The organism is Gaetbulibacter sp. NE, from assembly GCF_025548475.1.
GTDB lineage: Bacteria > Bacteroidota > Bacteroidia > Flavobacteriales > Flavobacteriaceae > Gaetbulibacter_B > Gaetbulibacter_B jejuensis.
The window spans coordinates 198,320-223,200 of sequence record NZ_JAOQHY010000002.1; the positions used below are offsets into that span (position 1 = coordinate 198,320).

21 protein-coding genes and 1 tRNA gene are annotated in these 24,881 nt (G+C 33.0%); 7 read left to right on the forward strand and 15 right to left on the reverse strand.

Annotated elements, in window-relative coordinates; all coding sequences use genetic code 11:
- Positions 1-6 precede the first annotated feature (6 nt).
- On the forward strand, positions 7-1,029 hold the full coding sequence (locus OD803_RS05550; RefSeq protein WP_262732659.1) for an endonuclease/exonuclease/phosphatase family protein: 1,023 nt from the start codon (positions 7-9) through the stop codon (positions 1,027-1,029).
- 1 nt (position 1,030) lies between these two features.
- Here the strand turns inward: OD803_RS05550 and OD803_RS05555 are convergent, their stop codons facing one another.
- The 15 genes from OD803_RS05555 to OD803_RS05625 all read right to left on the reverse strand — a co-directional run bounded on the left by OD803_RS05555 (position 1,031) and on the right by OD803_RS05625 (position 14,910).
- Entirely contained in the window at positions 1,031-1,654 is a 624-nt protein-coding gene (locus tag OD803_RS05555) for a WbqC family protein (protein WP_262732660.1), read from the reverse strand.
- A 16-nt stretch (positions 1,655-1,670) separates the two neighbouring features.
- Positions 1,671-3,206, reverse strand: a complete 1,536-nt coding sequence (lepB, locus tag OD803_RS05560; protein ID WP_262732661.1) for a signal peptidase I — start codon at positions 3,204-3,206, stop codon at positions 1,671-1,673.
- Between the two features lie 57 nt (positions 3,207-3,263).
- On the reverse strand, positions 3,264-3,962 hold the full coding sequence (gene dapB, locus OD803_RS05565; RefSeq protein ID WP_262732662.1) for a 4-hydroxy-tetrahydrodipicolinate reductase: 699 nt from the start codon (positions 3,960-3,962) through the stop codon (positions 3,264-3,266).
- Positions 3,963-3,991: 29 nt separating this feature from the next.
- Positions 3,992-4,600, reverse strand: coding sequence for a DUF5683 domain-containing protein (locus OD803_RS05570; protein ID WP_262732663.1), 609 nt, complete (start codon positions 4,598-4,600; stop codon positions 3,992-3,994).
- Positions 4,590-5,489, reverse strand: coding sequence for a ParB/RepB/Spo0J family partition protein (locus OD803_RS05575; RefSeq protein WP_131507671.1), 900 nt, complete (start codon positions 5,487-5,489; stop codon positions 4,590-4,592). Before OD803_RS05575 ends, OD803_RS05570 begins: the two co-directional genes overlap by 11 nt.
- A complete protein-coding gene (locus tag OD803_RS05580; protein WP_134200394.1) occupies positions 5,489-6,253 on the reverse strand; it encodes a ParA family protein in 765 nt (254 codons plus the stop codon). Before OD803_RS05580 ends, OD803_RS05575 begins: the two co-directional genes overlap by 1 nt.
- Before the next feature lie 134 nt (positions 6,254-6,387).
- Positions 6,388-7,545 (reverse strand): hypothetical protein, encoded by a 1,158-nt coding sequence (locus OD803_RS05585; protein ID WP_262732665.1) that lies wholly within the window; start codon positions 7,543-7,545, stop codon positions 6,388-6,390.
- A 37-nt stretch (positions 7,546-7,582) separates the two neighbouring features.
- Positions 7,583-9,739, reverse strand: coding sequence for a methylmalonyl-CoA mutase (scpA, locus tag OD803_RS05590; RefSeq protein ID WP_262732667.1), 2,157 nt, complete (start codon positions 9,737-9,739; stop codon positions 7,583-7,585).
- Positions 9,739-10,380: a hypothetical protein gene (locus OD803_RS05595; RefSeq protein WP_131507665.1), complete on the reverse strand. Its 642-nt coding sequence runs from the start codon at positions 10,378-10,380 to the stop codon at positions 9,739-9,741. Before OD803_RS05595 ends, scpA begins: the two co-directional genes overlap by 1 nt.
- Positions 10,361-11,029, reverse strand: a complete 669-nt coding sequence (locus tag OD803_RS05600; protein ID WP_129760496.1) for a hypothetical protein — start codon at positions 11,027-11,029, stop codon at positions 10,361-10,363. The genes OD803_RS05595 and OD803_RS05600 overlap by 20 nt, the downstream gene beginning before the upstream one ends.
- 10 nt (positions 11,030-11,039) lie before the next feature.
- Positions 11,040-12,413 carry a methylmalonyl-CoA mutase subunit beta gene (locus OD803_RS05605; RefSeq protein ID WP_262732668.1) on the reverse strand — a complete coding sequence of 458 codons (1,374 nt, stop codon included), beginning with the start codon at positions 12,411-12,413 and terminating at the stop codon, positions 11,040-11,042.
- Complete coding sequence (locus tag OD803_RS05610; protein WP_129760500.1) at positions 12,403-12,732, reverse strand: FtsB family cell division protein; 330 nt, start codon at positions 12,730-12,732, stop codon at positions 12,403-12,405. Before OD803_RS05610 ends, OD803_RS05605 begins: the two co-directional genes overlap by 11 nt.
- Before the next feature lie 6 nt (positions 12,733-12,738).
- Entirely contained in the window at positions 12,739-13,344 is a 606-nt protein-coding gene (gene udk, locus OD803_RS05615; protein WP_131507661.1) for a uridine kinase, read from the reverse strand.
- Between the two features lie 46 nt (positions 13,345-13,390).
- Positions 13,391-13,807: a c-type cytochrome gene (locus tag OD803_RS05620; RefSeq protein ID WP_262732669.1), complete on the reverse strand. Its 417-nt coding sequence runs from the start codon at positions 13,805-13,807 to the stop codon at positions 13,391-13,393.
- On the reverse strand, positions 13,804-14,910 hold the full coding sequence (locus OD803_RS05625; protein WP_262732670.1) for a PQQ-dependent sugar dehydrogenase: 1,107 nt from the start codon (positions 14,908-14,910) through the stop codon (positions 13,804-13,806). Before OD803_RS05625 ends, OD803_RS05620 begins: the two co-directional genes overlap by 4 nt.
- A 94-nt stretch (positions 14,911-15,004) precedes the next feature.
- On the opposite strand from OD803_RS05625, the gene OD803_RS05630 reads away from it, so the two are divergent.
- From OD803_RS05630 to OD803_RS05655, 6 genes are all read left to right on the forward strand, one after another.
- A tRNA-Pro gene (locus tag OD803_RS05630) sits at positions 15,005-15,079 on the forward strand.
- Between the two features lie 231 nt (positions 15,080-15,310).
- Complete coding sequence (locus OD803_RS05635) at positions 15,311-16,576, forward strand: site-specific integrase (RefSeq protein ID WP_262732671.1); 1,266 nt, start codon at positions 15,311-15,313, stop codon at positions 16,574-16,576.
- A 302-nt stretch (positions 16,577-16,878) separates the two neighbouring features.
- Positions 16,879-18,465: a DUF6377 domain-containing protein gene (locus OD803_RS05640; protein WP_262732672.1), complete on the forward strand. Its 1,587-nt coding sequence runs from the start codon at positions 16,879-16,881 to the stop codon at positions 18,463-18,465.
- A gap of 250 nt (positions 18,466-18,715) precedes the next feature.
- Positions 18,716-21,658 (forward strand): SusC/RagA family TonB-linked outer membrane protein, encoded by a 2,943-nt coding sequence (locus OD803_RS05645; protein ID WP_262732674.1) that lies wholly within the window; start codon positions 18,716-18,718, stop codon positions 21,656-21,658.
- 12 nt (positions 21,659-21,670) lie between these two features.
- On the forward strand, positions 21,671-23,146 hold the full coding sequence (locus tag OD803_RS05650) for a RagB/SusD family nutrient uptake outer membrane protein (RefSeq protein WP_262732675.1): 1,476 nt from the start codon (positions 21,671-21,673) through the stop codon (positions 23,144-23,146).
- Between the two features lie 12 nt (positions 23,147-23,158).
- Positions 23,159-24,880: a SusE domain-containing protein gene (locus tag OD803_RS05655; RefSeq protein WP_262732676.1), complete on the forward strand. Its 1,722-nt coding sequence runs from the start codon at positions 23,159-23,161 to the stop codon at positions 24,878-24,880.
- Position 24,881: the final 1 nt, after the last annotated feature.

A 24,881-nucleotide genomic window follows, 5' to 3' on the forward strand; every position in this document is an offset into this window, starting at 1 on the left:
AAGTCTATGAAGCGACTAAAATTGGTAGATAAATTGGTGTTCTTCGTTAACTCCATTGTAGCGACAATGTTGCTGCTGTCTTATATTTTACCTTATGTGTCGCCTAAAAACTTCGCTTTATTATCAGTTTTAAGTCTTGCAGTTCCTTTTTTAATACTACTCAATATTCTATTTTTTGTGTATTGGCTTTTAAAAGTAAAAAAGCAGCTTTTACTATCACTTATTATATTGTTTATTGGGTATAACTATCTGTTTTCATTGTATAAATTTTCATCATCCAAGAATATTGAAGATCCAAATAATATTTCAGTGATGAATTATAATGTGAGATTGTTTAATGTATTTGAATGGATTCCTGATGAAACCGTTAAAACTCAAATAGTCGATTTTATTTCTGAAAAGCAACCTGATATTTTAAGCATGCAAGAGTACAGACCTGATGAAGCTATTAACTTAAAAGGATACTATAAGTACGAAGAGCTTTCAGGTAAAAAGGTGAAAAACGGTCAAGCAATATTTTCTAAATTCCCTATAGTAAACTCGGGTTCTATTGAGTTTCCAAACACTAGTAATAATGCCATTTTTGTCGATATAGTAAAGGCTAAGGACACGATAAGAATTTATAATGTGCATCTACAATCGCTTGGTATTGATCCAACGGTTGAAAAATTAGCAAATGAGTCTTCTGAAAACTTATTTAAGCGTGTAAGTAAAACGTTTAAAATGCAAGAGAGTCAAACCGATTTGTTTTTACAGCATAAAGCAAAATGTAAGTATAAAATGGTTATTTGTGGAGACTTTAATAATACTGCCTATTCTTATGTGTATAAAGAGATAAAAGGCGATTTGCAAGATGCTTTTGTTGAAGGAGGTAATGGTTTTGGACGTACGTTTAACTTTAAGTTTTTTCCTGTTAGAATTGACTTTATTTTAGCTGATGACGCTTTTGAAGTAAACGGTTTTAAAACCTTTGATGTTGAATTATCTGACCATTATCCTATACTTGCTAAATTAAAATTAGCGAAGTAGTTTATGGTATTTGAAGCTGTTGAGACTCTAAATAACTCATAGCATTTGTTCCTTCATTAAATAACAAATCCAATATGCTCAAATTAGGAATGAACCCATGTTTGTCATCAAAGACTTGTGTGTAGAAGTTAAAATTATGAGGTTGTTCTTTTCTGCTGTTTGCTAAAAATCTATAATCGGTTTTGTGGTTTGGTTCTATTTCAAAATGCTCAGTAGTAGAAAACTCAAAAGGTAATTGAAGACACTCAAAAACAACTTCTAAACATTTCAAATTAAAGTCTAAAAGAAATGTCTCATTACCAGTAAATAAAGGTTGAAATTCGTCTTCATAAAACTCAAAAAAAGGAGATGTTCTGTAAGCTGATTCTAATGATTTCCAATGTAAATCCTGCCATCTACTATCGTTAGCAATTTTTACATCCTTATAAAGTTGACGGTTTTTTTGTGTATGCTTTATAGGAATGTTTAAAAGCAGCTTTCCATTAGCAGCATAAATGTATGCACGATTTCTATAGGTTTGTTTTTGGTAATTATCACAAATCTCAAACGTTAAACTATCAGCTTTAGCAATAGCAACAAAGTGAGCTATACTAGGGAAATATGTAGGATGAATAAGGGTGTCCATTTATAAAATAAATGTATTATGCCTTTTTACGTTTACGCCATTTATTAAACCCAAACCAACCTAAAAGTAATACCAAAAATGGGATAAGGTATGATGTTGGTTTTCCACTGCCACCAACAGTTGTAAAGAAACGCTCCCAACGAGGTTTTCCGTTTTCCCAACTCATCCATATAAAAACTGGTTTTCCAACTACGTGGTCAAACGGAACAAATCCCCAAACTCTTGAGTCTTGTGAGTTATGACGATTGTCTCCCATCATCCAATAGTAATCTTGAGCAAATGTATAGGATGTTGTTGGTTGGTCGTCAATTATAATTTGATTTCCGTTTACTGAAAGTTTATGACCTTCATAAGCAGTGATAATGCGTTTGTAAAGCGGTAAATTTTCTAAGGTTAACTCTATTGTTTTTCCTTTTTCAGGAATGTATAATGACCCGAAATAATCATTATTCCAGTTGTAATTCACATTACTAGGAAAAATACCAGCATCTCTAACACCATCTTCATTTTTTAATGGTACAACACTAGCAACTTCAGGATGATTCTTTAAACGCGCTACAGCTTCGTCAGTTGCTGCAGGAATTAAATATGAACCTTCAGTAGTTCCATAACCTAAACCATCAGTTATATCATATCTTGATAATAAATTCATTATATCATTAGGATGTAGGTTGCGCTTAAAGGTAATATCATATGAAAACTGAAGTTTAGCTCTATCTGGTAAATCATTTGGCTTACCGTTAATGTATACATATCCATCTTTTAAAGACAGTGTATCACCAGGAATACCAACACAGCGTTTTACATAGTTTGTTCTTTTGTCAATTGGCTTATAGTAGAATTTGTCAGTATGACGCATGTTCTTCATAGTGTCCACAGGCCAGTTGAAAACCACTATATCATTTCTTTTTATTTTTTGAAAACCAGGAAGTCTAAAGTATGGTAATTCAAATTTTGGAATGTACGATTTTACTTTTGCTACTGGTATTGTATCGTGTACCATTGGTGTAGCTAAGGTGGTCATTGGTGTACGAGCACCATAATGCACTTTACTCACAAAAAGAAAATCACCTACTAAAAGTGTTTTTTCTAAAGACGATGTTGGAATTGTAAAAGGTTGGATAAAATAAGTGTGAACAATAGTTGCTGCAACTATGGCAAATAAAATTGAGTTTACCCAATCTCCTAAACCGGTTTTAGGGTGTAAGTCTCTGTTTTCAATATATTTTACATCTGCTACATAATTGAGATAGAAATTATAAAATCCAAGTAAAACAACAGCTAATAACGTATCAGTTGCTGAGTTTTTACCATAGCTTCTTGCTGTTTCAACCCACACTACAGGAAGCATTATAAGATTAACAATAGGAACAAAAAGTAAAATGGTCCACCACCAAGGACGATTAATGATTTTCATTAATACTACAGCATTGTAAAATGGTATAAAGGCTTCCCAAGCTTTTCTACCTGCTTTAATATAAAGTTTCCATGTGCCTAGACCATGTATTATTTGAATAGCAAATAAAAAAATTAACCACTGTGTACTCGTCATTTTATGTTTTTTTTATGAGTTGAAAAGTATTTAAAAACGTTACAAACCTTAGTGCAATTAACCAATGTTTAACACATCATTCATTGAAAATACACCTTTTTTGCCAATAATCCATTCGGCTGCAACAACAGCACCTAAAGCAAACCCATCTCTATTATGGGCAGTATGCTTTATTTGAATAGTATCTACATTGGATTGATAGGTGATTTCATGTGTTCCAGGGACGTTTTCAATACGTTTTGCGTCTATTTTTATGTCTTTTGGATTTGGGTTATCTAATGTCCAATTGGTATAATTGGAATTTTTAATAATGTCTTCAGCTAGTGTAATGGCAGTTCCGCTTGGTGCATCGAGTTTTTGAGTATGATGAATTTCTTCCATCGCAACATTGTATTGAGGTTGCCCATTCATAAGTTTTGCCAATACTTTATTAACTTCAAAAAAGATATTTACACCTAAGCTAAAATTTGAGGCATAAATAAAAGCACCATTTTGCGCTTTGCATAAATTAACTGCTTTGTCATAATCTTTTAACCAACCTGTTGTCCCAGATATAACTGGAACATTATTGAGTAAGCAGTTTGAAATATTATTGTAAGCTGCTTCAGGAATACTAAAATCTATTGCAACATCAGCATCAGTAATGGTGTATGCTGTGTCTAATTTAGCTTTTATAACAATGGTATGGCCTCTTTCTTCAGCAATTCTTTCAATGGTTTTTCCCATTTTTCCATATCCTAATAAAGCTATCTTCATAATTTAAGTATCGTTTGTGTATTGCTAAGCTAAAATTTGAAATTTACTGTCACACCCAAATCAGAAGTGTTTTCAAGCTCATTATATTTGAAATGAGGCTTTAGAGCTAAATTTTCGTCGACGTTGTATTGGAGTAGGTGCGCATCAACATTAGCATCAATAATATTTAAAGCATAAATACCAATGGTTACTAATAATGAAATTTCTTTATTACGTCTTAGCGATTCTTGTGCTCTAATAAGTCCATCGTCAGAAACTCTTGGAGAGGCTAGAGGAGAACCATCTGCATTTTGTCCCCAAAACTCATCGTTAGAGTAGCCTGCTAATCGGCTTTTGTATGCATCTCTATAACGATGGTATTCTCTATTGTTGTGGTCGTAAATTAAAATTCCGGTTGTAATGGCACCAACAACAATAGGGATTTTCCAATATTTTTTATTGTAAGCTTGACCTAAACCAGGTAACACTGCAGAATAAAATGCAGCTTTTGAAGGTGCAAGAATGTTTATAGGCTCACGAGTTATGGTGTCGCTCACTACCATAAGGTCAGTATCTACTTTGGTGCTGTCGCTTTGTGAAAAGCAAGTAGAACCTATGAAGAGTAAAAATAGAATACTATAAAATGTCTTATTTGGCACTTTTAACAAGTTTTTGTATACGATTAAAATCTTCTTCAGAATGGAAAGGAATCGTAATACTACCTTTACCGTTCTTAGATACCTTAACGTTTATTTTATGGCCAAAGTATTCTGAAAACTCTTTAATGCCTTTTTTAATATATTTTGGAAGTTCTTGCTTTTCTGGGACAGTTACAGTATTGCTAGAATGATAGTTTTTTACCAGTTTTTCAGTTTCTCGTACCGAAAGTTTATTGGTAATTATTTTTTCATAAATAGCTAACTGTGTATTTTGATCTTCAATGTTAATAATTGCTCTACCGTGACCCATTGATATAAATCCATCTCGCATTCCTGTTTGGATGATTGGATCTAGTTTGAGTAAACGTAAATAGTTGGCAATTGTAGAACGCTTTTTACCAACACGATCGCTCATTTGTTCTTGCGTTAAATTGATTTCGTCAATTAAACGTTGGTAAGATAGCGCAATCTCTATTGGGTCTAAATCTTGACGTTGAATGTTTTCAACAAGAGCCATTTCTAACGACTCTTGGTCATTAGCTATTCTAATATAAGCAGGAATAGTTTCAAGACCTATTAATTTTGAAGCTCTAAACCTACGTTCTCCAGATACCAATTGGTATTTGTTGAATTCTAGTTTTCTTACTGTTATAGGTTGAATAACTCCAAGCTCTTTAATTGAAGATGCTAGTTCACGTAAGGCTTCTTCATTAAAGTTTGTACGAGGCTGAAAAGGGTTAATCTCAATAGCTTCAATATCTAAATCAACAATATTACCAATTACCTTATCTGCATTTTTGTCCTGAACCGAATTGATATCATTAGAAGGGTCTTTAAGCAGTGCTGAAAGTCCTCTACCTAATGCTTGTTTTTTTGTTGCCTTCGCCATTAGCCATTCTTTTTAATAATTTCCTTTGCCAAACTTAAGTAATTTGTAGCACCTTTACTACTTACATCGTAGTTAATAATGCTTTCACCATAGCTAGGAGCTTCACCTAATCTTACATTACGCTGAATAATGGTTTCAAAAACCATATCACTAAAATGCTTTTGAACTTCTTCTACAACTTGATTTGAAAGTCTTAAACGTTGGTCGTACATGGTTAAAAGCATACCTTCAATATCCAAGTTTTGATTATGGATTTTTTGAACACTTTTTACTGTGTTTAGTAGTTTGCCTAAACCTTCCAAAGCAAAATATTCACATTGAATTGGAATAATCACAGAGTCTGAAGCCGTTAAAGCGTTTAATGTTAACAAACCTAACGATGGTGCACAGTCAATTAAAATATAATCGTAAGATGATTTTAGGTGAGAAATCGCTTTTTTAAGCATGTACTCACGTTCATCTTTATCTACTAGTTCAATTTCAATAGCCACTAGGTCAATATGAGCTGGTATGATATCTACATTTGGAGAATCAGTAGACATTATACATTCTTCAGCTGAAGTAGTATGCTCTAATAATTGATAGGTTCCTATTTCAATAGTTTCTACATCAATACCAAGACCTGAAGTAGCATTGGCTTGAGGGTCAGCATCAATGAGCAACACTTTTTTTTCTAAAACACCTAAAGATGCGGCTAAGTTAACAGAAGTAGTTGTTTTACCTACTCCTCCCTTTTGATTGGCAATTGCAATGATTTTACCCATTAATATGATTTGGTTTTTTGTCCCGTAAAAATACAATTATTTACGAGTTTATAAAATGGAAGTTGTTAACAGTTTTATAAATAAAAAAACCACTTTAATTTTTTAAAGTGGCTTTAAGTATTGAGTTTATTTAATTATTTTAAATTAAATACATAACCTATTTTAAGTTGAAAGTTTGTTCCATAATCCTCTGCTTCACCTGGAACTTGGTAGCTGTAATCAGAGAAAGCTAGTTCAAACATGAACTTATTTTTGCTTACGTTTATAAATGTTCCAAATTTGTAGAGAAGTGAAAAAGTTTGATTAACATCTCTTTCATAAATTACCTCAGAAAGATTATCTCTTTCTTGAATTTCATGAGATAGGGTAAAACCATAAGATGTACCTAAACCAATATAGGGACTAAAAAGCCCTTTTTTGTTATAAAAAGGTTGATAAAGAGCTAATAAATAAGGCTCAATTACACTTGCATCATGTACAATATTTCTATCACTTACAAAGTTAGGTTCTCTGTAGCTATAATCAACTTTCTTTTGGTTGTATTCAATTCCAAAAAGAAAGGATAAGTTGTATTTATTTATGTTAGGTGAATAACTAACAAATCCTCCAATACCTAAGCCCATACTAGGACTTTCAGTTTTATAACCTCCTGTAGTTGTGTCTTCAAAATTAGCATAATTTCCTCCAACTGTAACTCCAGCTTCAAAGAGATTCACTACTTCTTCATCTATAGAAAAGTCATTAATATCGTTATTTGTACAGGCATTTAGTTCGCTAACAAATTTAGATAAACTTTTACGGTTATATTTTACAGCATTAACTTTGGATTGAAGTTCTTTACAGTTCTTACTATAATTATTCAGTACACCTATGTAAGTGTTAATAGTGCTTTCGTATTTACCTTGATCTGTCGATGTTTCAATTTTCTTTACTTCGAGCTTGTTCAATCCCTCTGTTTCGTTTTTGAGATAATAGGTGTCATCTAGGATTAAAAGGGAAACATCACTTTCTATAACATATTCAAAAAATTTAGCAGGTTGATTGTTTTCGGAAAGGCTTATATATTTTTTATAGGGTTTTTTAAAACTAAAAGTTTGTATAGCTTGAGCATTTAATATTTTTTCATTGCTATCGATACTGTGTTTAAAAATAATTTCTCTTTCAGAGATTATTTTGATTAAACCGCTAAATTCTTCTTGATTTTTTGAGGTATAACTACCATCTTTAAATTCATTTTGAGCATTACTAATTAACGTAAATAATAGGAATGCAAATAAAAAAGTGTTTTTCATTAATTGATTAATATAAGTTAGAAATCAAATATAAGTATTAATCAATCAAAATCTCCAAAATCTTTATAGCAGCATCACTAATTTTTGTTCCTGGTCCAAAAACAGCTACAGCTCCTACATCAAATAAATATTGATAGTCTTGTTTTGGGATTACACCTCCAACAATTACCATAATATCATCACGACCATAACTTTTAAGTGCTTCAATAACTTGTGGCACTAGAGTTTTATGTCCAGCAGCTAATGATGAAACGCCTAAAATATGTACATCATTTTCTACAGCTTGTTTAGCGGCTTCTTGTGGTGTTTGAAACAGTGGACCAATATCTACATCAAAACCAACATCAGCATAACCTGTAGCAACAACTTTTGCACCACGATCATGACCATCTTGTCCCATTTTTGCTATCATAATGCGAGGACGTCGTCCATCTTGTTCAGCAAATTTATCAGCTAATTCTTTAGCTTTTTTAAAGGATTCGTCGTCTTTTATTTCTTTACTATACACACCACTAAATGATTTAATTTGCGCTTTATAGCGACCAAAAGCAGCTTCTAAAGCATCACTTATTTCTCCTAAAGTTGCTCGTTCTCGAGCTGCTTCTACAGCTAAAGCTAATAAATTTTCTTGTCCTGTTTTAGCAACTTTAGTTAATTTTGATAATGCTGCTTGTACTTTTCCGGTATTTCTTTCTGCTTTAATAGCCTTTAAGCGTTCTATTTGGGAGTTGCGTACAATTTGGTTGTCAACTTCAAGTGTAGCGATTGGATCTTCTTCTTGTAATCTATATTTGTTTACACCAACTATAATGTCTTGACCAGAATCAATTCGAGCTTGCTTTCGTGCAGCAGCTTCTTCAATTCTAATTTTAGGAATACCAGCTTCAATAGCTTTTGTCATTCCGCCTAATGCTTCAACTTCTTCAATCAGTTCCCATGCCTTTTGAGCAATGTCATGTGTTAGTTTTTCTACATAATAGCTTCCTGCCCAAGGGTCAACGGTTTTTGTAATATGGGTTTCTTCTTGTAAAAATATTTGTGTGTTACGCGCAATTCTAGCCGAAAAATCTGTTGGTAATGCAATAGCTTCATCCAATGCATTGGTGTGTAAACTTTGTGTGCCGCCAAAAGCTGCAGCAGCAGCTTCAATAGTTGTTCGTGCTACATTATTAAATGGATCTTGCTCTGTTAAACTCCAGCCACTGGTTTGACAATGGGTTCGCAATGCTAAAGATTTTGAATTTTTAGGATTGAATTGTTTTACCAATTTTGCCCAAAGCATTCTTGCAGCACGCATTTTGGCAATTTCCATAAAATGGTTCATCCCAATTGCCCAGAAGAACGATAAACGTGGCGCAAAGGTGTCAATATCCATTCCTGCATCAAGTCCTTTTCTAATGTATTCTAATCCATCAGCTAAAGTGTAAGCCAATTCAATATCACAAGTAGCTCCAGCTTCTTGCATGTGGTATCCGGAAATACTGATACTGTTGAATTTAGGCATGTTTTTGCTGGTATATTCAAAAATATCTGAAATGATTTTCATGGATGGTGTAGGAGGATAGATGTAAGTGTTTCTTACCATAAACTCCTTTAAAATGTCATTTTGAATAGTACCAGATAACTGTTCAGGTTTTACACCTTGTTCTTCGGCAGCAACAATGTAAAATGCCATAATTGGTAGTACAGCACCATTCATGGTCATAGATACACTCATTTTATCTAGCGGAATTTGATCGAAGAGAATTTTCATGTCCTCAACACTATCAATAGCAACTCCTGCTTTTCCAACATCTCCAACAACACGTTCGTGGTCACTATCATAACCACGATGTGTAGCCAAATCGAAGGCTACAGACAATCCTTTTTGACCTGCAGCAAGATTACGTCTGTAAAAAGCGTTACTTTCTTCTGCTGTTGAAAATCCTGCATATTGACGAATAGTCCATGGTCTACGAACATACATTGTGCTGTATGGACCACGAAGGTTTGGAGCTATTCCAGCCACAAAATTTAGATGTTCAACATTTTTAAGGTCATCTTTAGAGTAGGTTGATTGAACATTTATATCTTCCGCAGTCGTAAAAAGCCCTCTCTGTCCTTCGGACATCTCTCCCAAAGGAAGAGAATCTTGGTTCTTGGTTCTTGGCTCTTGATTCTTTAAGGTAATATGTTGAATGTTTTTTCTAGACATTATAAAATCATTTTTTGAAGAAATGGGTCAAAATAGACGTCAAAAGGTGTGGTTAGATTAATGAAGACCGTTTTGTGATTAGACGAAATAATATAAGTTGTACTAAAGGTTGAGGTTTGTTTAGCTTCATTATCAATTCTGTGTACAACTTTGAAAATTTGCGGACCATTACTAGCATTATACTTGGCTGTGATTTTAGTGAATTTTAAATCGGTGTTTTCAGCTACTCTTTCATTGCCAAGACGTATCATTCCTAATAAATATTGAGCGTCTCTCTTGTAAAGTGGCATATAAGGCATTGTATTTATACTATAGGTAGAACGCGTAGTTTCATCAAAATATAAATATAAATTACCTTCCAGTTCTCTCATGGACTTTAGCCTTTTAGACTCGTACTCATAGTCTTTTTTTGTGGCTAAAGAATCTAGTAATTGTTGATACTCTACTGATGAGTAACGTTTAAAAACATCAGGTAGATATATTTTTATGCCATCGTCTTCAAGCATGTGGTATTTACCAAAAATTTCGTCTTCAGCATTTAATTCTATCCAGCTTTTGACGTCATTGGCAACATTAAGACACGATTGAAATGTTACTACAACAAGTAATAATACTGTTATTTTAATGGTTGTGACCTTCATGCGAATCTTTTGACTCAATTTCTTTTTTTACAGGTTTCTTATTGAAATCTATGTTTGCTTCTGGTTGTTTGTTAAAGTCTACACCAAATAGTTTAGCATAGTATAAATCTAATGCTACAAAAAGAGCTAAATACTTGTCTTTTGTTATGCTTATGGTGTTTCGTCTTAATTCTTCGCTATACATTCTGTAGCTCATACTATTAGTGTCAACTAAAGCATTGAAAGTAATTTTTAAATCACCCTCTTGCATATTAGAAGCAATACAAGCGACTAAAGGGTTAGCGTAGTTTAAAGTATAATCACCCTCTTTAGTATTCCATAAATCGGATTTAGATTTTAAAGCTTCAAACAGTTCTTTTGTGTGTTTTGATGTGATAGCTATATAATTAACTTTATTAACTCTTACATCGCTTAAAAACCTAACATAAGACCTATTTGGACTTTGGGTTTTTGGATCGTAAGCGTTTATTAAATCTTTTTCAAAAGACATTAATGCCTCGTTAAGAAGAAGAGAGTCTTTGCTTTTACAGTCTTTTAATTCGTTATTGTTAGCATATTTGTAATCTACTTCAGGCGTTTTTGGTTCTTGCTTACAGTTCCACAATACTAAACTTGCAATAAGGCATGTAATAATTAATTTAAACTTCATGATGTTGTGTTTATTCATTATTAATTCGTTCTTGTTCCATTGACTCAGCTAATCTGTTTTCAATTATTGGAGCAATAAGTGTTTTTACAGGGTTGTGTTTTACAAAAGGGTATAGCTCAAGTTCGTGCTTCATTTTATCGTTAGGGTTTGGATGCTTGTTTGTTCCTAATAAAATGAGTTTGTTAGCATTAAAATCTTCTTGTTCTTTAGTAGCACTTTCTTTTATTTTACGTTGAATAGTGCCTTCTTTAAGTTGTTTTAAAAATCCACCATTACTTTCTATATCTTTAAATAATGCTAAGGTTTTTTCTGAAATTTGCTCAGTTAACGTTTCTACATAATAATTACCATCGGCAGGATTATTGACTTTGTCAAAGTAACTTTCGTGCTTTAAAACTAATAACTGATTTCTCGAGATTCGCTCTCCGAATTCGTTGTCTTTATGATAAATAGCATCATAAGGTAAATTACATACCGAATTTGCGCCACCAAGAATTGCACTCATACACTCTGTTGTAGTACGTAGCATATTGGTGTTGTAATCATAAAGCGTTTTATTGCGCTTTGTAGGTGTAGCAAAAATGTGACACTGTGGATTAAAATTGAAAGCTTCGGCAAGTGTTGAAAACAATAACCTTAAAGCACGAAGTTTAGCAATCTCAAAGAAATAATTTGTGCCTACTGAAACATTAAAAACAATGTTGAATTCTTTTTTAGCTTCAGTAGAAAGTAGTGCGTCAAGATGATTGAAATATTCATTAACATGTGCTAGCGCATATGCTAATTGTTGCACAATAGTTGCTCCCGAATTTTGATATAAAGCAACATCAACACTTAAAGAATTGGTACTTTTTACAATACTTTCAAAAATAGAATGGTCGGTTTTTAAGTCTTTAAACCAATTGCCAGTTCTTGCTAATTGACCAATAATATCTGTTAGGATATAAACCTTGTCTTTTGACGTTTTGCTGAGGATTTCAGTAACGTATTCAGTATCTAAAAACTGTAATTCAAAATAGAGTAGCGTAGTGTTGGTGTCAATTGATTTGAGGAGTTCTTCTAAGTTTATTTTAGTGTTAGGAATAATAAACTTGATGCTTTCGGCTCCTCTAGAAAGTGCATCAATAGCTTTTTCGTTAGATTTCTTAGCATCAGCAACAAAAATAGTTTGGCAAATGTGCCATTGTGTTGCTTCTGCATCTGAAATTTCAGGAAGTGCATCAAACTCATCAGCATGATAAAAAGGTCTTACATCAATGCCTTCGTTTGATTTCCATATTAATGTGTCATTATAATCAGCACCTTTAAGGTCAGCTTGAATTTTTTGTTTCCATTGCTTTGATGAAACACCATCAAAGTTGGAAAATAACGGATTATTTTTCATTACTCTGTTTTGCTAAGCTATCTTCATACTCAATGATATAAATCTCTTCATTTTCCTTTTTCATATAGTATTTTTCTCGAGCTAGTTTTTCAATACCTTCTTCGGTTTTTAGCTCTTTAATAGCTTTATTGTCTTTTTCAATTTCCTTTTTATAATACTCTTTTTCGTTTTCTAAATCCTCCATTTCTGAATTTAATTCATGATGAATTAAAAAGGAGTTAGTGTCAAAAAACAGCATCCATATTGCAAAAGGCACAAGTATGATTACAAAAAGATTTTTGAAAGGTTTTAAATATTTTATGTTTTTCTTTTTTGGCATTGTAAGCTACAAGCGTTGATTAATAATAGTTTTAACTATATCAACTGCTACAGTATTGTACTTATTGTTTGGTATGATAATGTCTGCATACTCTTTCATAGGTTCTATAAATTGCTGATGCATAGGTTTTAATGTGTTTTGGTAACGCGATAATACTTCGTCAATGTCTCTTCCTCTTTCAGAAATATCTCGTTTTAAACGACGTATAAGGCGTTCATCACTATCAGCATGCACAAATATTTTTATATCAAACATGTCTCTCAACTCAGGATTGGTAAGGATAAGAATACCCTCAACAATCATCACTTTTCTTGGTTTGGTTTTTACAACATCACCTGTTCTGTTATGTTTTACAAAAGAGTAAACAGGTTGATCTATTGTATTTCCTTTTTTTAACTCTTTAAGGTGTTCTTCCAAAAGTTCAAAATCGATAGAACGAGGATGGTCAAAATTAATTTTTACTCGTTCGTCATAACTCAAATGAGACGTATCTTTGTAATATGAGTCTTGAGAGATGACCCCAACTTCACCTTCGGGAAGTTGAGCTAATATTTGATTAACCACAGTTGTTTTTCCACAACCTGTTCCTCCTGCGATTCCTATAATGAGCATATTTTTTGTTTAGAATTTAGGCAAATTTAAGTATTTACAAGAAAAATTAAGGCTGAATTTTTGAAACTTCATCTTCGGTAATCATTTTATTATTGGTGTTTCCCCAAGAGTTTGTAATGTAATTCATTACATCGGCAACTTCTTGGTCGCTTAGTCCTAAAGGTGTCATTACATTATCATATTCAACACCATTAACTGTTATTTTTCCTTTTTGTCCGTACTTAATAGCTTTTATACTTTCAGCTCTTTTGTTCATTAAATAATCCGATTTCGCCAAAGGCGGAAATGTGCGTGGTACACCTTGTCCGTTTGGTAAATGGCAAGCCATACAAAAGTCGTTGTACACTTCAGAACCACGTTGTATACTTTCTTGTATTTCTGGGCTTTTATCTTCTTTCTTGCTATTGCAAAACGTTAATGTAGCGAAAGCTATAATAAATAATAGTGGTTTGGTTTTTATCATTTTTTTGGTAACAGTTTTACAATTCCTAAGTTTTCAATACCTACATAAATGTAACCGTCTGGTCCTTGATTTATTGAACGCACACGACCTAAGTTGTCTAAAAGACGTTCTTCCTTAATTACTTTACCATTTTTGATGACACATTTATCAAGATATTGAAATTTTAATGATCCAACAAGAAGGTCTCCTTTCCAACCAGGATATTTATCGCTAGTTATAAAAGCCATTCCACTAGGAGCAATTGAAGGATCCCAATAATGAAAGGGTTGTTCCATGCCTTCTTTTTCGGTAATGTCAGTAAATTTTGTTCCACTATAATTGATACCATAACTTATAACTGGCCATCCGTAATTTTTTCCAGATTTTATAATATTGATTTCGTCTCCTCCTCTAGGACCATGTTCATGAGTCCATATTTCACCAGTTTCATAGTGTAAAACCATACCTTGCGGATTTCTATGACCATAGGAAAAAATTGCAGGTTTTGCGTTAGGTGTGTTTACAAACGGATTATCTATTGGGATTGACCCATCACTATTTAACCTATAAACTTTACCGCAATCTTTTGTTATGTCTTGTGGATTTGTATCTCTATCTCCACGTTCGCCAATAGTAAAATATAAATACCCTTGGTTGTCAAAAACTATTCTTGAACCAAAATGTTGACCTCTTGTTGTATTAGGACTAGCTTTGTACAATAGTTGTTTATCAACTAAAGTGTTGTTTTTTAGTTTTGCTCTCATTAAGGCTGTATTGCCTCCTTTTTCTTCTCCTTCAGGAGATGCATAGGTGAAATAAATCCAACCGTTATCTTTATACTCAGGATGTAAACAAATGTCCAATAAACCTCCTTGACCTCTTACATATATTTCCGGTAAACCAGAGATAGTAGTTTTTTGACCATTTTTAAAATGAATGAGTTCACCACTTTTTTCAGTTATTAGTATTGAGTTATCAGGTAAAAATGCAAATCCCCAAGGTATATTAAGTTCTTTTACAACTAGTTCGTAATCGTGGTTTGTATTTACGGGATTTTTATCTTGAGCGCAAGCAAAAACACTTAATAATGCTATAAAAAGCATGTACTGTTTTTTAAATTTCATATAAAAATGATTTTGAGCTTAAATTTAATGATAAAATGTGTCAGTTTTTAAAAAAAGGTATATATTTGCAGTCCTAAAAATGATAACCAAAATTCGGGGTGTAGCGTAGCCCGGTTATCGCGCCGCGTTTGGGACGCGGAGGTCGCAGGTTCGAATCCTGCCACCCCGACAAAAATTAATACCAATAGAAACTAAAACCTTGTAAATCGTATAATTTACAAGGTTTTATGGTTTTTAGACTATCATAAGAATTGAATTAATATAGTTTAATTCGGTTAACAATTCGGTTAACAGTTAGCAGAGTATAAAAGTGTTAACCGAATAGATGCTTAAAATACTGTAATTGAAATAGTTGATTTGACTTTCGTCTCGATGAATGTTTAACAAAAAGACGACAACTATGCAATCACAAGCCACCTTTAGCTTATCATTTTGGGTAAGCGCTTCACGTAAAATTAATAACCAAGTTTCTGTTTATGCTCGAATAACAGTTAACGGTAAACGTGCAAATATCAGTCTGCAACGAAAAGTAATTGTTTCCGAATGGGATTCCAACAAAGGAAAAGCTAGAGGAAACAAACAGGAATCTCGATTACTCAATAGATATTTAGACCAGGTCAAAAATAGAATCTATGAAGCTCACGATGAACTTGTAAAAGAAAAAGCGTTTATCTGTGCTCAATCTATTAAAGCTCGTTTTCTTGGAGAGGATAACGAAGAATATTCTTTGTTAACATTGGTTGATTACCACAACACCCAAATGAGCGAATCTTTAAGCTATGGTACTTTAAAGAATTACTTTACAACTCAAAAGTATATCAAACTATTCCTAGACAAAAAGAAAATACAAGATATATATTTGACACAATTAACCTATCGATTTTTAGTTGACTTCGAAAAGTTCTTACGTTCCCATGTTCCAGAGGACCATCAAAAGCAAATGGAAAACAATACAGTTATGAAGCATATTCAACGACTTCGAAAAATGGTAACATTAGCCTATAAAATGGAGTGGATGGATAAAGATCCATTCATAAAATTCAAGCCAACTTATATAAAGAATGAACGTGAGTTTTTAAGTGATGATGAGTTGCAAACTATTATCGAAAAAGCATTTGAAATCAAAAGACTGGAGCTCGTTAAGGATTTATTTGTTTTCAGTTGTTATACAGGTTTATCATACATTGATGTCATGAACCTCAACGAAGACAATATTACATTTGGGATTGATGGTGGCAAATGGATAATCACCAATAGACAAAAAACACATAACAAAGTGAAAATTCCATTACTTCCAATTGCTGAAGAGTTGATAGAAAAGTACAAAGAACATATTAAAACCAAGAAAACAAAAACCTTATTCCCTAATATTTCTAATCAAAAGCTCAACTCATATTTAAAAGAGATTGCGGACTTATGCAAAATCAAAAAGAATCTAACGTTTCACATTGCGCGACATACATTTGCTACAACGATAACTTTGAGCAACGGTGTACCTATCGAAACTGTTTCTAAGCTGCTTGGCCATTCTAAAATCGCTACAACACAAATTTATGCTAGAGTAATTGAAAGTAAAGTATCTAAAGATATGAATTCATTAAAAGAAAAACTTAAAAATAGCGGTATTAATAATGACCAAAGAACTAAACGTAGTTCTTTAAGATGAGATTATTTGAAGAATTAGTCATAAAATTTGAAGTTTAATATTTTCATTTACATTTGTTATTAAGTTGCAAATTCATGAATCGAGTATTATTTGTATTATTGTTTATATGCAATTTATTATTTTCTAATAATGAAAGAGATTCGCTTTTCAGTAAACTTGACGCAGAATTACAGAAAAAAAGTTTCTATGATAGTCAAAAAGAAAAGTGCATAAAGCTACTAATTAAAGAAAGTGCTGAAGCAGATAATTTATTAGGCCAATATTAATATTTTCATTTACATTTGTTATTAAGTTGCAAATTCATGAATCGAGTATTATTTGTATTATTGTTTATATGCAATTTATTATTTTCTAATAATGAAAGAGATTCGCTTTTCAGTAAACTTGACGCAGAATTACAGAAAAAAAGTTTCTATGATAGTCAAAAAGAAAAGCGCATAAAGCTACTAATTAAAGAAAGTGCTGAAGCAGATAATTTATTAGGCCAATACCAAATATTTGATCAGATTTTTGAAGAATATAAGTTTTATCATTTCGATGAAGCACTAAAATATATTGAAAAAAATATTCAAATTGGGGAAAAACTTGATGATGAATTGTTTTTCAATCAAGCAAAGTTAAAACTCGGTCTTCTATTGGTAAATTCCGGTAGATACAAGGAATCTATTGATGCCTTAAATGAAATAAAGAGAGACTCGCTTCCTGAAACAATACTCAATGATTATTATATAGCTTATAAAGAAGGGTATTCCGGCCTTTCATACTATACTAAAGTTACCAGTAATAAGTCTAATTACACACAGTTATACTTGGCTTACCAAGACTCACTATACTCCCGACTTAAAGCAGATTCTGAAGAAGCTTTGAGGTTAAAGGAAAAGGAGTATAGAGATAACAGAAATCTTAAAATGGCTATTAAAGTTAATGACCAACGGTTGTCAGAGGCTGATGAAGGTTCAAGATTATATTCTTTAATAACATTCGAGAGGTCATTGCTGTATGAATTAGAAAATAATATTGCTGAACAAAGAAAATATTTGATTTTATCGGCCATATCTGATATAAAAGCCTCAGTTAAGGATAATGCCTCACTAGGAACACTTGCTAAAATTTTATTTATTGAAGGCGATTTGGATCGCGCACATTTATACATCAATTTTTCTTATAGCGATGCTGAATTTTATAATTCCCAATTACGTTTTGTTAATATAGCTAATACCATGCCTTTAATTTCAAAGGCTTATGAGGAGAAAACTGAAAAACAGAAAAAGAAACTAGAGTATTCGTTAATATTTATTAGTGTTCTAGCTGCTTTTCTAATAATAGCCATTTATGTTGTATACAATCAAGTAAAGAAAGTTTCAATTGCAAAAAACGAATTAAAAGTTTCCAATGAAAATTTAAACAAACTTAATATTGAACTTTCGGAATTGGACCAAGTTAAAGAGCATTATATAGGTTCATTCCTTAATCTTTATTCTGAATATATTACCAAGCTTGATGTTTATAGAAAATTGGTTAGTAAGTACGTAAAGGCAAATCAAATGAATGCTTTGTTAGACCTTTCTAAATCTAAACAAATGATCGATGAGGAATTAGAGATATTTAACAAGAACTTTGATAGTTCATTTTTACATATGCATCCAGATTTTGTTGAATCTGTTAACAGTCTTCTAAAGGAAGGAGACCAAATTCAATTAAGTAAAAATGACCAATTAAATACTGAATTAAGAATTTTAGCACTTATAAAACTGGGTATAACTAGTAGTTCCAAAATTGCAAAAATTTTAAGGTATTCAGTAAATACTATTTACAACTACAGAGCGGCAATTAAAAGTATGGCAAAAGACAAAACTTCATTTGAAGATTTAATAAAAAAGATAAAATAAAATTATCAATTCTTTTATTTAGGCTCTTTTAAGTAGTTTTAATTCAAAAAACACGCTATATTTTTTTCTTTTTCGTATTTAACACCCACTTTTTTATATTATTATATTTTATATAAAAACCAGTAAGTCAATAAATTAAATTAAAATTAAGCTTTAATTTATCCACTTTTTTATTATTGGCTATTGTCACAGGCTCTTTGTTAGGGTAACTTGCAACAAGGAATTTTTTTAACTAAAGCTTAACTAATATATGATACAACAAAAGTGGTTAAAAGTAATAATACTTTTTCTTTTTATTCATTTTTCCGCAATTGCTCAGAAGAAAATTTCTGGACAAATTTTGGATAATAATAAAGTTCCGTTGCCAGGTGTTTCAATTATAATTAAAGGAACAACTATTGGAACAAGTACAGATTTTGATGGCAATTACAGTATAGACCAAGGTATTGAAAGCAATTCTATCCTTGTCATTAGCTATTTAGGTTTTAATACCCAAGAAATTATGGTTGGTGACCAAACAATTATAAATGTGACTTTGGAAGAAAACATCAATGCATTAAATGAGGTAGTGGTTGTTGGTTATGGCTCTCAATTGAAAAAGGATATTACCGGTTCAGTAACAACAATAGATGGCGATAATTTTGAATCTAGACCTAACACTCAACTAGGTTCGCTATTACAAGGTCAATCAGCAGGTGTTCAGGTTGTTTCAAGTTCAGGTAAGCCATCTGGAGGTTTTAGTGTGAGAATAAGAGGTACAAACTCAATTAATGCAAGTAGTGAACCTTTATATGTTGTTGATGGAGTTCCGACTACAGATACAAGATCAATAAATCCTAGTGACATTGATACAATCACAGTCTTAAAAGACGCCTCCTCATCAGCCATTTATGGTGCACAGGGAGCTAACGGAGTGGTTTTAATAACAACAAAAAGAGGAACGACTGCAAAGCCAGAGATAAGTTTAGATACCTATTCAGGTTTTTCTCAAGTATGGAAAACATTACCGGTCTTAAATGGAGAACAATACCGTGATTTAATGACCGAAATGGGATTATCTACTGATTGGGAAAACTACACTGAACGGACAGATTGGCAAAATGAAATATTTCAAAATGGTTTTTCTCAAAATTACCAGGCTTCTGTTTCTGGTAGATCAGAATCTACAAATTACTTCGTATCAGCGGGCTATTTGTCTCAAGAAGGTGCGGTCAGGAGTTCGGAAATGCAAAGAACAAATTTTAAAATTAATTTAGACCAAGAGATTAATGATTGGTTAAAGGTTGGTACAAGAATGGCCTATACTATTTACAGTGATGTAGATGTAAACGACAACAATAGTGTTAATCAAGGAGGTGTCCTTTTAGGAGCCTTAACCACACCTTCAATTATTGGGGTTTTTAATGAAGATGGAATGTTTACAAGTAATCCGTTTCAAAATTGGGAAAACCCGCTAGCAAGTACTGACGGACTAGATCGGGAATTCAATGAGCAACGAATAATAGGTAATATATATCTAGAGGCAAAATTCCTTAAAAATTTCAAATATCGTTTCAATTATGGAATTGATAATGGCCATGGTGTTTTTGATTCTTTTTTAGATCCTTTTAGGACTGGATTTGGTGTTGCCATAGGAGGTCAAGGAATCAATAATACAGATAAAAGGTCTTATTATATAGTAGAAAACACATTAAGCTTTAATAAAAGTTTTAACAAGCATTCAGTAGAGGCTTTAGTTGGTTCTGTTGCCCAGAAATTTAAATTTGAAAATAGTGCTATTCAAACGCGTAATTTTTCTAGTGCAACAATATCAACGCCAAATGGAGGTTCAGAAGTGTTTTTGGCTTCTGCATCAAAATCTGAAAAATCAAACGCATCATTCCTGAGCAGAATAAATTATAGTTATGATGATAAATATCTTCTTACTGCCAACTTTAGAGCAGATGGTTCAAGTGTTTTTGGACCTAATAAGCGGTGGGGATACTTTCCTTCATTTTCTTTAGGTTGGAGGGTTTCAAACGAAAGGTTTTTTAAAGACGATTCATTTATTAATGATTTAAAAATAAGAGCTGGATGGGGACTTGTTGGAAATGACAATATAGCGCCTTACAGCTATTTAGGTCGTGTAGGTTCTGGTGCTAATTATCCTTTTGGAGGTGTAGCCCAACCTGGAACTTTCCCAGCATCAATAGAAAATCTTGAGTTAAAATGGGAAGAATCTGAACAAACTAATGTAGGTATTGATGTCTCTCTTTTTAATAGTAGAATTAATTTTACTGCTGATGCCTACATAAAAAAAACTAGAGATCTTCTTTTAAATGCACCACTTCCAACTGCAACCGGTTTTGATAGTGCTATTCAAAATATTGGAGAAATTGAAAATAAAGGGCTGGAATTTGCTTTAAATACCGTTAATGTAACATCAAAAAACTTTTCTTGGAATACTGGATTTAATATTTCATTTAATCGTAATGAAGTTATTAACCTAGTAGGTCAGGAATTGCTTCAAGGAGGAATAACTGGAGGTAGAGGCGAAGCAAGCTTGGTACGTGAAGGTAAGCCTTTAGGTACACTTTACGGTTATATTTTTGGAGGGGTTGATCCAATGACAGGAGATGCTTATTATATTGATAGAAATGGTAATTCTACTTTTACACCAAGTCCTGAAGATAGAACAATAATAGGGGATGCTAATCCCGATTTTTATTATGGAATAACAAGCTCATTAAATTATAAAGGGTTTGGATTGTTCTTGTTTCTTCAAGGTTCTCAAGGTAATGATATGCTAAATGTAACTCGCATTGAAACAGAGGGTATGATTGACCCTAAAAATCAATCAACTGCAGTATTAGATAGATGGCGCCAACCAGGCGATATTACTAATATTCCAAGAGCGAGTTTTGGGAATAGTGACAATTCTAGAGTGTCTACAAGGTTTATTGAAGACGCATCTTATTTAAGGTTCAAGACCATAACCTTAAGTTATGATTTGTCAAAGGAGGTTATAAAACAACTAGGAATAACAGCCTTTAAAATATATGGAACGGTAGAAAATATTTTTACAATAACAGATTATTCAGGTTTTGATCCCGAGGTAAATGCTTTTGGGGGTAATAATACCGTTCAAGGAATTGATTTCGGTACCTATCCACAAACCAGAAATTTAATATTTGGTATAAACATAACATTTTAAAAAAAACTATATATGAAACCATATAACATCCTTATCATTCTTTTTATATCAATTACATGGTTTTCCTGTGAGGATTTTTTAGACCTACAGCCTATTTCAGAGGAGACAAGTAGTAATGCCTATGAAACAGCTAGTCAAATAGAATCTGCTTTAGTAGGTGCCTATGAATCGTTTCAATCATCGGAATATTACGTTTGGGATAATCTTTTGTTCCAAGATGTAAGATCGGACAATTGTTATGCAGGTGGTGATAACCCAGAAATTTTTCAACTAGACTATTTAGATATTGCTCCAACACATTCTCGATTATTCAAACACTGGTCTAATGTTTACAACGCTATCTCAAAAGCTAATTTAGTGCTAGAACGTGTAGATGAAATTAATGATCCTCAACTTACTGAAGAACGCAGAAACCAAATTAAAGGAGAGGCACTTTTTTTACGGGCATATCATTATTTTACATTAGTGAAATTATGGGGAGGAGTTCCGTTAATTACAAATACCATTACCTCAACCGAATCTGATGAAGTAAATATTCCACGCTCTTCAGTTGAAGATGTTTATAGTCAAGTTACTTCCGATTTAGTATTGGCAGCACTTTTGCTACCAGATGTTTATGGAAATGATGCAAGTGTTAACAAAGCAAGAGCAACTTCTGGGGCGGCACACGCATTAGCTGCAAAAGCCTACGCGCAACAGCCTAATCCAGATTACCAAGAGGTTTTGAACCATATTGAAGCTTTAGAATCTAGTGAAGCCAATTACCAACTAATTAATTACAGCCAATTGTTTGATGGTAATAACTACAATAATGCAGAGTCTATAATTGAAGTACAATACCTTGGAGGAAATGAAGGAAATTATGGTCCTCAATTATTACTGCCACCTTCTGTAAGTGGTGATTCTTGGAGGAAGTTTGTAACACCATCTGTAGATTTGGTAAATGCTTTTGATTCCGAAGGTGATACAGTTAGAAAAAATACAGCCATTTTATTTGAATCTGTACAATGGGTGGATGAATTCTGGGGGAATACTCAAGGGTTTTCCATTCCATTTAGTTATAAGTGGAAAAATGCTAATGGTTTTGCAAGTGCAGACAATACTTACCTGTTAAGGTATGGTGACATTGTATTATTAAAGGCAGAGGCTTATAATGAACTGAATCAATTACAAAATGCCATCACAGAAGTAAACCGAATTAGATCCAGAGCAGGATTACCAGATTTAACTGATACGCAAAGTAATTCACAGCAAACATTACGCACATCTATACTTAAAGAGCGCCGATTAGAATTATTTCAGGAGGGACAAAGATGGGATGATCTTGCAAGATATAATATGCTAGTTTCTACTATGAATAATTTGGTTGAAATTGATTTGAGAACTGGTAATCAAGTTAACTATAACATGACAGAGGCTAAAAAACTCTTACCAATTCCACAACAAGAATTAGATAGAAACCCTGCTCTAGTACAAAACCCCCTTTAAAAAAAAATAGTTATGAAAACAAAAAAAATATTTATTGCCTTATTTGTGGTTTTACTTGGTTTTACATTCATTTCTTGTGATACCGATGATAATTTGCAACCTGAAGGTCAATGGGAGTTAAGCTCACCAGAAATCTTGTTGCCAACATCAGAGCCAACGATTGTATTAGATGAATCTACACCAAATGAAACCATTACGTTTAGTTGGGAAGCTGCTAAATCTTCTGCTGGATATGCAGTTACTTACGAAGTTTTTATTGATAATTTAAACGGCGACTTCACTTCACCGTTTTTCTCTTCTGTTTCGTCAAATAATGGTAGCGGAACATCACTTTCTGTGAGTTATGAAGAATTGAACGAAGCTCTAGCCTATGGTGGTTATCCCGCAAATTCTGAAGCACATGTAGCTTTTGCGATTAAGGCAACGAGCTTAAGTAAAACAAGTCAATCTACTAGAGCGATTAAGGTAGTGAGATTTGAAAATGAAATCATTCCGCAGAATTTATATTTGTCTGGATCAGCTACAGAAAATGGTGAAGACCTTTCTCAAGGCATTCAATTAAGACGCTTATCAAACAGCAGTGGTTCACTGTCAAATATCCATGAAATATATACCAGTTTAGTAGCTGGCGAAACGTATAAATTTTATAGTGAGCGTTCACTGCCGGCATTACAATTTGGTGGAAGTGATGGTAATCTAGAGTCTTTTGGAGACCCTATAATTGCTGAAACTTCTGGACAATTTAGAGTAAAAGTAGATTTAGACAATAACACCTATGAACTACTTCAAATTAACTTTTGGAGTATGGTGGGTACACCAATAGCCGGTGGTTGGGGAGGTGACGAACCTCTGGATTATCAGGGTAATAGTGTTTGGAGGGCTTCTATCAACTTATTGGAGACTGGAGGTTTCGTTTTTAGAGCAAATGGAGATTGGGGATATTTGTTAAAACGGGTTGTAGGAACTCAAAATACGGTGGTATTAGAAAGTGATGCAGCAAATCAAGGCGTGACTTATGAGGATATACCAAATAATCAAACAGGTCAATATTTTGTGACTTTAGACCTTTCGGCCGAAAATTACACTTATTCTTTCGAGGTTGATGACTCGGTTGTAGATCCTATTGATACACCTGCGCAATTATTCTTATTAGAAAACGGATCTATGATTGAAGAGTTTTCTTTGAGTGGCGATGTCTTTAGTTCTAATCGTTTTATCCCTATGCAGGCCAGTAATACTTATACACTTAATAGTGCTAGTGATGGTTCAGGAACTTCCTATTCTGTAAATGGCTTACTTGCCGAAAGTGTTACACCCGATGCCGATATAGTGTCAGATGCACTTACATTAGTTGAAAGCAGTGATAATTTTACTGTGTTTGCAGACAGAGCGTTACGATTTAGTATAGATTTTAGCGCACCAGCATTAAACTGGACCTATTATAACTTTAAATTATTCCATTGGCAAGTTTGGGATGATAGAGAGGAGTTCCCAATGACATACGCTCACCCAAATACATTTACTGTAACTACGGACCTTATAGCTGGTTCTGAAAGTAAATTTATTAGCCCTTGGGATTTTGATTTAGGAAGTGATAATCCATCATCATTAACAGGAAACCTTATCAATGGTGGCGGTTCAAATTTACTTAATATCAATACTGATGGTACTTACACAGTGACCATAATTCTCAACGATGATTATCAAACAGGTTCTTATGAATTTGCCCAATAAA